This window comes from Rhizobium gallicum bv. gallicum R602sp (genome assembly GCF_000816845.1).
Lineage (GTDB): Bacteria > Pseudomonadota > Alphaproteobacteria > Rhizobiales > Rhizobiaceae > Rhizobium > Rhizobium gallicum.
Map to the genome: position 1 here is coordinate 4124562 of NZ_CP006877.1, position 8676 is coordinate 4133237.

Sequence of the window (8676 nt, forward strand, 5' to 3'; positions counted from 1 at the left end):
TTACCGCCGCTCTAGGAGCCGGCAGACTTCTTCAAGCTGCTCCAGCGATTTATAAGCAATGCGGATCTGGCCGCCGCTGGACTTGTGATTGATGGTAACATCAAGCCCAAGTGTGTCGGAAAGCGTGCGCTCGAGTGCGAGTGTATCAGAATCCTTCTGATCACGTGGAGCAGCCGTACGCTGCGGCTCGGATTGCGCCTTGATATCGTTCTGCGCGAGCTTTTCGGCATCGCGGACGGACATTCCCTTCGAGACGATCGTGCGGGCAAGGGCCGTCGGATCCGATGTTGGAACCAGTGCACGTGCATGACCCGCCGACAGACTGCCGGCCGCAAGAAACTCACGGACAGGTTCTGGAAGCTTGAGCAGGCGCAAAGAATTTGCGACATGGCTTCGGCTTTTGCCGATGATCTCGCCCAGGTCGTTCTGAGTATAGCCGTATTCGGCGATAAGCTGCTCGTAACCCAGCGCCTCTTCGAGGGGGTTGAGGTCCGATCGCTGAACATTCTCGACGATCGCGATCTCGAGCGCCGTCTTGTCGTCGACATCGCGGATGATCACCGGAATTTCGACAAGACCTGCGAGCTGGGCGGCGCGCCATCTTCTTTCGCCGGCTATTATTTCATACTGGTTCGTTGCATGCGTACGAACAACGATTGGCTGTACGATACCATGCTGGCGAATAGAGCTGGCAAGATCGTGCAACTCGCTATCATCAAAAAAACGCCGCGGATTGCGCGGGTTCCGGCTGACAAACTCGATCGGGATGAGACGGTCTGCACTTACACCGCTCTTTTCGCCCTCGACAGGCACCGGCTGATCCATTTCACCGATCAGTGCAGCAAGGCCGCGACCTAAACGTCTCTTCGATACATCGTCATTCATTGGGATACTCACTTGAAGCTTAAGCGGCGAGACGCTGGCGTTCACGCTGGATGACCTCGGAGGCCAGCTGTAGGTATGCCTGGCTACCGGCGCATTTCAAATCATAAAGGATCGCAGGCTTACCATATGAAGGCGCTTCGGAAACACGGACATTGCGCGGGATGAGCGTGTGATAAACTTTCTCGCCGAGATGGGATCGAACGTCACTCACCACTTGCTGGGCAAGATTGTTTCGCGCATCGAACATCGTCAGCACGATGCCCTGGATATCCAAACGTGGATTTACCGTTCGTCGAACCTGATCAACCGTCTCCAAGAGCTGACTTAACCCCTCCAATGCGAAAAATTCACATTGTAACGGAACCAAAACGGAATGCGCCGCAGCCATCGCGTTCATCGTCAACAGGTTGAAAGAAGGCGGGCAATCCAACAAAATATAAGTAAATTCAAAGGCTTGAGGAGTCGAAAGAGCCTTGCGCAGCTTGAATACCCGATCGCTCTGCTGAGCGATTTCCATTTCGATACCGAGCAAATCCATTGTCGACGGCACGATCGAAAGATTTGGAACAGCGGTGGGCAAAGACGCCTCCGTCACCCCGGCCTCACCAATCAGCAAGTCATAAGAAGAGAGTTTGCGATCTTTTCGATCGATCCCGAGGCCAGTGCTTGCGTTACCCTGAGGATCGAGGTCGACGATCAGGACTCGTTCGCCGATGGCAGCCAACGCGGTCGCCAGGTTAATGGCAGTGGTCGTCTTGCCAACACCACCCTTTTGATTGGCTATTGTAATTATCCGGTTTCGTTCAAAGGCCATGGCCGCATCATCCGAACTGTTAAACCACGCGCTGGAGATTGAAGATCTCGAGAATCACCGAATCTCTCTCGACAACGCTTCGGTGTTCTAGCAGATCAAATCGCCAACGACCACGTGCCTTGACAATTTCAGCAGCGTAATCCCGGCCTTTATGAAAAAATGCGCGAGTATCTTTATTGAGAAGCATCCAGGGCTCCGCAAAGTCGCAGAGTTTATCGAGATCCGCGAGGGCCCGTGCGGAGATAGCCTCGCAGGACGGGACAATAGCCGGTCCGTCCTCGATGCGGACAGAATGCACGGAACCGCGTGCGCCGGTCTCGCGAAGGGCCAACCTGAGGAAGGACGCCTTCTTGTTGTTGCTCTCAATAAGATGAGCCCACCCATCTCCAAGCTCGGCCAGAAAGATAGCGGTGATCACGCCGGGAAATCCGCCGCCGCTCCCCATGTCCACCCACCGTTTGGGGCCGGGGCTCAGTTGAAAGATCTGCGCGCTGTCGGCGACATGTCTTTGCCATGTATCACTCAACGTCGAGGGAGCGGCGAGGTTGATGGATTTGGACCACTTGCCAAAGAGGCCAACAAAATGCTCAAGTCTGTCTTGTGTTTCACGTGAAACACTTTGACCGTTCAACTCCATGGAAGACTCTCAAAACGTGTGTTTAAGCGACCGACCGCTGTGCAGCCTCTATCTTTCGCAAATGAACGAGCAGAAGAGAGATGGCCGCGGGCGTCATACCATCTAGCTGTGCAGCTTGAGCGACATTGAACGGCCGCTGCGTACCAAGCTTCTGCTTGAGCTCATTCGAAAGGCCAGCCAAAGTTGAATAGTCGAAATCGTCTGGAATGAGGCGATTCTCGTCACGTTGGATATCAACAATATCTGAAGACTGCCGGCGCATATAGACGGCATATGAAGCTTCGATTTCAACGGCCTGCGCGATCGGCTTGCTCAATGCTTTAAGCTCGGGCCATACATTTGACAGCAGCCCCATGTCGAAATCGGGGTAGGCGAGCAACTCGTAGGCCGAACGCCGCTGCCCATCCAAATTGATCTTCAAGCCAAACCGCCGGGCGTCGTTCGGCGTGATATGCAACGCCTTCAGCTGTTCTCGCGCACCATCAAGAGCCCGTTTGTATTCGTGGAATTTGGCACGACGAGCTTCTCCCAGACATCCGATCTCCTCCGCGATCGGAGTGAGCCTCATGTCGGCGTTATCCGCACGCAGCGAAAGGCGGTATTCCGCGCGCGAGGTGAACATGCGATAGGGCTCGGCAACGCCCCTCGACGTCAAATCGTCAATCATGACGCCGATGTAGGAGTTTGTGCGGCTCAGATAGACCGGTGTTTGATTGCCCGCCCGCCGCGCGGCATTGAGACCCGCCATGAGCCCTTGGGCCGCTGCCTCCTCATAACCAGTCGTTCCGTTGATCTGCCCTGCGAGGTAAAGCCCCGGCATTCGCTTCGCTTCGAGAGCAGGTGTCAGCTCACGCGGATCGACGTGATCGTATTCGATCGCATAGCCGGGTTGGATGATAGAAACCTTTTCGAGGCCCGGTATGGTTCGGATGAAGGCATCCTGAACCTCTGCCGGCAGCGACGTCGAAATACCATTCGGATAGACGGTATCGTCGTCCAAGCCTTCTGGCTCGAGGAAAATCTGATGCCCATCCCGCTCGCCGAACTTCACGATCTTGTCTTCGATAGAGGGACAATAGCGCGGTCCAACGCCCTCGATCTGACCGGAATACATTGCCGAACGATGCAGGTTGTCCTGGATGAGTTTATGTGTTGCAGCCGTCGTCCGCGTTACCCCACATTCAATCTGGGGATTCGTAATTGCATCGGTCATGAATGAGAACGGCGTTCTCTCCTCATCTGCGCCTTGGCGGCCGACGGATGCCCAATCAATCGTTTTCCCGTCAAGGCGCGCTGGCGTGCCGGTCTTTAGGCGACCGAGCCGAAGCCCGAGGCGAGACAATGTTCCAGACAAACCGAGAGACGGATCTTCGCCGACGCGGCCCGCAGGAATCGTCTTGTCCCCGATATGAATCAGCCCGCGCAAGAAGGTTCCTGTCGTCAGGACGACGGCGCCGCAGCTTAGAATCCGGCTATCTTTCATGACGACGCCCGTGATGCGGCCGTCTGATATATCAATATCAAAGGCATCGCCCTCGATAACCCCAATATTATCAGTAGCTTCGATTGCTGCTTGCATTGCGGCTCGATAAAGCTTCCGATCGGCCTGGGTGCGTGGGCCTCGAACCGCCGGACCCTTTTTGCGATTGAGCATCCGGAACTGGATGCCGGCTGCATCGGCCATACGACCCATGAGACCGTCCAATGCATCTACCTCACGCACCAGGTGGCCTTTACCAAGACCGCCAATCGCAGGGTTGCAGGACATGACCCCGATCGTGTCGCGCCGATGCGTCACCAGGGCCGTGCGAGCGCCGAGGCGGGCTGCTGCGCTGGCCGCTTCGCACCCTGCGTGACCACCTCCGATCACAACGACGTCGTACTGATAGACACTCATTTCGCCCTTCTCGCACGCTTCCAGTGTTTCACGTGAATCATTTTCCGATGCAAAATTCTGAAAAGATCACGTCAAGTAAATTCTCAACATCGACGCGCCCTGTAATCCTGCCCAAGGCGTTGCCTGCGATACGAAGGTTCTCGGCTCTAATATCGAGCTCTGCCGGCGGATCCACCAAGGCTGCCTCGATCGCCTTCAGGCATTCCGCAAGCGAATCCTTTTGCCGCTTGCGGCTTGGAATCGCCAGGCTATGGCTGCCTAGCTGCCGCTCCAGCCGCTCGGCGATGGCGGCGCGAAGGGCAACCAATCCCGCATCGGTGACGGCAGATATTGTCAGGTCGTAGGCGTCCGGACCATTTCCCGCGGATATATCGGCCTTTGTCCCGATCCGCAAGACTTCCGCATTGGCGATTGGCTGGAGCGCACGCGTACCCTCTGCCATGTCCTCGAGATAGAGGACAAGGCTCGCTTCAGAGATGACCTGCGTCGCACGCCGGATACCCTCTTGCTCCACGAGTTCATTTGCTTCCCGCAAACCTGCCGTATCATAAAGTTTTACGAGGAAGCCATTGATATCGAGATCTACGTGAAGAACATCCCGCGTCGTTCCCGCGACGTCGGTCACGATCGCAACCTCTCGCCGTGCAAGGGCATTCATTAGGGTCGATTTTCCGGCATTCGGCGCCCCCGCGATAACGACCTTGAAGCCATCGCGGATAATCTCGCCGGCGTGCGCGTGGGCGAGATGGCTTTTTATCTCCACCTGGAGTCGGCCGACATCATCCCAGACCAGATCCGATACGGAACCGGGTACGTCATCTTCATCGGCAAAGTCGAGTTCGGCTTCGATCAGGGCGCGAGCCCGCGTCAATCGTTCCGCCCACGAATCGTACAGTCGGGAGAGTTTTCCCTGGCTATGCTCGACCGCCAGGCGTCTTTGCATCTCCGTTTCCGCAGCTATCAGATCGGCCAAACCCTCGATCTCGACGAGGTCGAGCTTGCCGTTTTCAAAAGCCCGACGCGAGAATTCCCCTTCGGCCGCCATCCGCACGCTGTCGATCGTCTCCAGTTCTTCGAATAGCGCATTAATGACGGCCCGGCTGCCATGCATCTGGAGCTCGGCGCAGTCTTCGCCTGTAAAAGACGCCGGAGATGGAAAGAAGAGTACTAAACCGCTGTCGATGATTGAACCGTTACGCAAACGAATCGTTCGCAGCGACGCCCTGCGCGCCGGTGGAACGTCGCCTGTCAGCAATTGCACAGCATCACGTGTCTTCGCACCACTGAGGCGGATAACCGCAACGCCGGAGGGGACTGCTCCGCTCGACAGCGCATAGATGGTTTCGTTCGACATCCTCGGTTACTCTGGCCGCGCGGATTCTTCAAAAACAAAAGCCGGCCACGAAAAATGACCGGCTTTATTATCGACGGCCGGCTATCTGTTACGTGTTCATCGACTCGAAGAAATCCGGATTACTCTTCGTCTGCTTCAGCTTGTCGATAAGAAACTCGATCGCGTCGGTTGTTCCCATGGGGGCAAGAATACGTCGAAGCACGAAGATTTTCTGCAGGTCCTGACGCGGGACAAGCAGATCCTCCTTGCGCGTGCCGGACTTCAGAATATCCATCGCCGGGAAGATGCGCTTGTCCGCTACCTTACGATCCAGAACGATTTCCGAGTTACCGGTGCCCTTGAATTCTTCGAAGATGACTTCATCCATACGGCTGCCGGTATCAATGAGTGCCGTCGCGATAATCGTCAGCGAGCCGCCTTCTTCGATGTTACGGGCAGCGCCGAAGAACCGCTTCGGCCGTTGCAGAGCGTTTGCATCGACACCACCTGTCAGAACCTTACCGGAAGAGGGCACCACGGTGTTGTAGGCGCGTCCGAGGCGCGTGATCGAATCAAGCAGGATGACGACATCGCGGCCGTGTTCGACAAGCCGCTTTGCCTTTTCGATCACCATCTCGGCCACCTGCACGTGACGCACAGCTGGCTCGTCGAATGTGGAAGAAATCACTTCACCGCGCACCGAACGCTGCATGTCCGTCACTTCCTCAGGACGTTCGTCGATCAGCAGAACGATCAGGTAGCATTCCGGATGATTTGCGGTGATCGAGTGCGCAATATTCTGCAGAAGGACGGTCTTACCGGTTCTGGGCGGCGCGACGATGAGACCACGCTGGCCCTTGCCAAGCGGCGCCACGAGATCGATGACGCGCGAAGACAGATCCTTCGATGTCGGAACGTCGAGTTCCATCTTGAATCGTTCATTCGGATAAAGCGGCGTCAGATTGTCGAAGTGAACCTTATGACGGATCTTTTCCGGATCGTCGAAATTGATCGTATTCACCTTGAGCAGAGCAAAATAGCGCTCACCTTCCTTCGGACCGCGGATGGGTCCCTCGACCGTATCGCCAGTTTTCAGCGAGAATCGGCGGATCTGCGAAGGGGAAATATAAATATCGTCCGGACCCGGCAGATAGTTAGCGTTTGGCGAACGCAGGAAGCCGAAACCATCCTGCAGGACTTCCACGACGCCTTCGCCGATGATCTCGACATCCTGGCTCGCGAGAACCTTCAGGATCGCAAACATCAGTTCCTGTTTGCGCATGGTGCTTGCATTTTCGACCTCGAGCGATTCGGCGAACGCCAGAAGATCGGTCGGGGATTTACTCTTAAGTTCCTGAAGCTTCATTTCAGCCATGAAGTGACCATTACTCTATATTTCGAAGGGGAGAAGGCTATGTTGCGTCGTTTCGGTGTTGCGAAAGGGCTCGCAGACGACTGAACTCAAAACACATGCCACGAAGATGAGATGCGCGGAAAATAGCGACTAAGATACGAGCCCGCAAGGGGGCTTCTAAAAATGAAGTAAATTTAAGCCGCGTCTATTCAATTCAAAACGGCTTAACGACGGCAAGGATGACAATCAGGATCATCAGCAGCGTCGGCGCTTCATTCATGAATCTCCAATACCGCGCCGACCGTCGGTTTTCGTCACGGGCAAAAGCATCAACCGCTCGACTGAAAAACATGTGAACGCCACTCAGGAGCACGACCAGGGCGAGCTTGGCATGCAGCCAGCCGCCCTGAAAACCGTAGACAGACCAAGCCAGATACAAGCCAAAGACCCAAGTCAGCATCATCGCCGGGTTCATGATGACATTCAGCAGGCGTCGCTCCATGATCTTGAAGGTCTCCGACTGCGCTGAACCTGGCTCCGCATCCGTATGGTAGATGAAGAGCCGCGGCATGTAGAACAGCCCGGCCATCCAGGAGATCACCGCGATAATGTGCAGCGCCTTGATCCACAGATAGAGGTCGTCCGGGTTCCATACGAACAGCCCGACAGCAAGCAGCGCAAAGAGGACGAGGGCAAAATGCGCTCGTCGCCGTGCGTAGCTACCAGGTCGCTGATCCGTCTGCCTTTCCATCATCAATTCCCGCCGCGGCGAACACGTTCGACAAGCAGGCGAACATTTTCCGGATCGGCCTGCGGCGTGATTCCATGACCGAGGTTGAAGATCAGCGGCCCGCCACCGAGATGCGCCAAGATTTCGTCGACACCCTCCTCAAGCGCCCGCCCGCCGGCAACAAGCCTCATCGGATCAAGGTTGCCTTGAACCGCTCCCTCCTTTTGAAGATCAGCAGCAAATTCAAGCGGTACCGACCAATCAAGACCAATCGCGTCAGCACCGGTCTTCTGCCTGTAGGTCTTCAAAAGATAGCCCGCACCCTTGGCAAACGAGATGACCCGCGCATTCGGACGCCGTGCCTTGATAACGGCAATCATCCGAGCAACTGGCTTGATTGCATAAGCCTCGAATTCCTTTTCCCCAAGGACGCCGGCCCAAGAATCGAAAATCTGCACGGCATCAGCGCCGGCATCTATTTGCGTCACGAGATACTCGGCGGAGATATCCGCAAGCAGCATCAACAGCCGTTCAAATGCTTTTGGATACTGGTAGGCGAAAAGCCTCGCAGGCGCTTGGTCAGGTGTGCCGCGACCCGCAATCATGTAGGTTGCCACCGTCCAGGGCGCACCACAAAAGCCGAGAAGCGTCGTTTCTTCCGGGAGCTCCGCGCGCAACCGCCGTACGGTCTCAAACACCGGCTTCAGATAGTCGATAACTCCTTCCGCATCCAGACGTGAAATTCCAGCCTCGTCGATCGGCTCCATCTCTGGACCATGGCCTTCCGTAAAACGCACATTGCGCTTCATGGCATCGGGAATGACGAGAATGTCAGAGAAGAGGATCGCCGCATCGAAGCCGTAGCGGCGGATGGGCTGCAGCGTCACTTCGACAGCGTGTTCGGGTGAATAGCAAAGATCGAGGAAGCTTCCGGCCTTTGCACGCGTTTCCCGGTATTCCGGGAGATAACGACCTGCCTGTCTCATTAGCCAGACCGGCGGAGGGGAGAGAGTTTCGCCGTCGAGA

The 8676-nt window shown here is 56.0% G+C and carries 8 protein-coding genes; all 8 read right to left on the bottom strand.

What is annotated here, in order from left to right:
* The gene (locus RGR602_RS20070) at nt 1–885 is read right to left on the bottom strand and encodes a ParB/RepB/Spo0J family partition protein (protein ID WP_039846544.1); all 885 of its coding nucleotides are present in this window, start codon (nt 883–885) and stop codon (nt 1–3) included.
* A gap of 19 nt (nt 886–904) precedes the next feature.
* Nucleotides 905–1699, bottom strand: a complete 795-nt coding sequence (locus RGR602_RS20075) for a ParA family protein (protein ID WP_039846545.1) — start codon at nt 1697–1699, stop codon at nt 905–907.
* A gap of 19 nt (nt 1700–1718) precedes the next feature.
* Nucleotides 1719–2336 (bottom strand): 16S rRNA (guanine(527)-N(7))-methyltransferase RsmG, encoded by a 618-nt coding sequence (locus RGR602_RS20080; RefSeq protein ID WP_039846546.1) that lies wholly within the window; start codon nt 2334–2336, stop codon nt 1719–1721.
* A gap of 22 nt (nt 2337–2358) precedes the next feature.
* Nucleotides 2359–4233 (bottom strand): tRNA uridine-5-carboxymethylaminomethyl(34) synthesis enzyme MnmG, encoded by a 1875-nt coding sequence (gene mnmG, locus RGR602_RS20085; RefSeq protein ID WP_039846547.1) that lies wholly within the window; start codon nt 4231–4233, stop codon nt 2359–2361.
* A 37-nt stretch (nt 4234–4270) separates the two neighbouring features.
* Nucleotides 4271–5587 carry a tRNA uridine-5-carboxymethylaminomethyl(34) synthesis GTPase MnmE gene (gene mnmE, locus RGR602_RS20090; RefSeq protein WP_039846548.1) on the bottom strand — a complete coding sequence of 439 codons (1317 nt, stop codon included), beginning with the start codon at nt 5585–5587 and terminating at the stop codon, nt 4271–4273.
* 88 nt (nt 5588–5675) lie between these two features.
* Nucleotides 5676–6941, bottom strand: a complete 1266-nt coding sequence (rho, locus tag RGR602_RS20095) for a transcription termination factor Rho (protein WP_022718404.1) — start codon at nt 6939–6941, stop codon at nt 5676–5678.
* Between the two features lie 193 nt (nt 6942–7134).
* Nucleotides 7135–7671 (bottom strand): protoporphyrinogen oxidase HemJ, encoded by a 537-nt coding sequence (gene hemJ, locus RGR602_RS20100; protein ID WP_039846549.1) that lies wholly within the window; start codon nt 7669–7671, stop codon nt 7135–7137.
* Between the two features lie 2 nt (nt 7672–7673).
* Entirely contained in the window at nt 7674–8636 is a 963-nt protein-coding gene (gene hemE / locus RGR602_RS20105; RefSeq protein WP_039846550.1) for a uroporphyrinogen decarboxylase, read from the bottom strand.
* Nucleotides 8637–8676 lie beyond the last annotated feature (40 nt).

Coding starts and splice junctions, on each gene's coding strand:
- RGR602_RS20070 (WP_039846544.1), bottom strand. CDS start 885: ATGAATGACGATGTATCGAAGAGACGTTTAGGTCGCGGCCTTGCTGCA.
- RGR602_RS20075 (WP_039846545.1), bottom strand. CDS start 1,699: ATGGCCTTTGAACGAAACCGGATAATTACAATAGCCAATCAAAAGGGT.
- RGR602_RS20080 (WP_039846546.1), bottom strand. CDS start 2,336: ATGGAGTTGAACGGTCAAAGTGTTTCACGTGAAACACAAGACAGACTT.
- mnmG (WP_039846547.1), bottom strand. CDS start 4,233: ATGAGTGTCTATCAGTACGACGTCGTTGTGATCGGAGGTGGTCACGCA.
- mnmE (WP_039846548.1), bottom strand. CDS start 5,587: ATGTCGAACGAAACCATCTATGCGCTGTCGAGCGGAGCAGTCCCCTCC.
- rho (WP_022718404.1), bottom strand. CDS start 6,941: ATGGCTGAAATGAAGCTTCAGGAACTTAAGAGTAAATCCCCGACCGAT.
- hemJ (WP_039846549.1), bottom strand. CDS start 7,671: ATGGAAAGGCAGACGGATCAGCGACCTGGTAGCTACGCACGGCGACGA.
- hemE (WP_039846550.1), bottom strand. CDS start 8,636: ATGAGACAGGCAGGTCGTTATCTCCCGGAATACCGGGAAACGCGTGCA.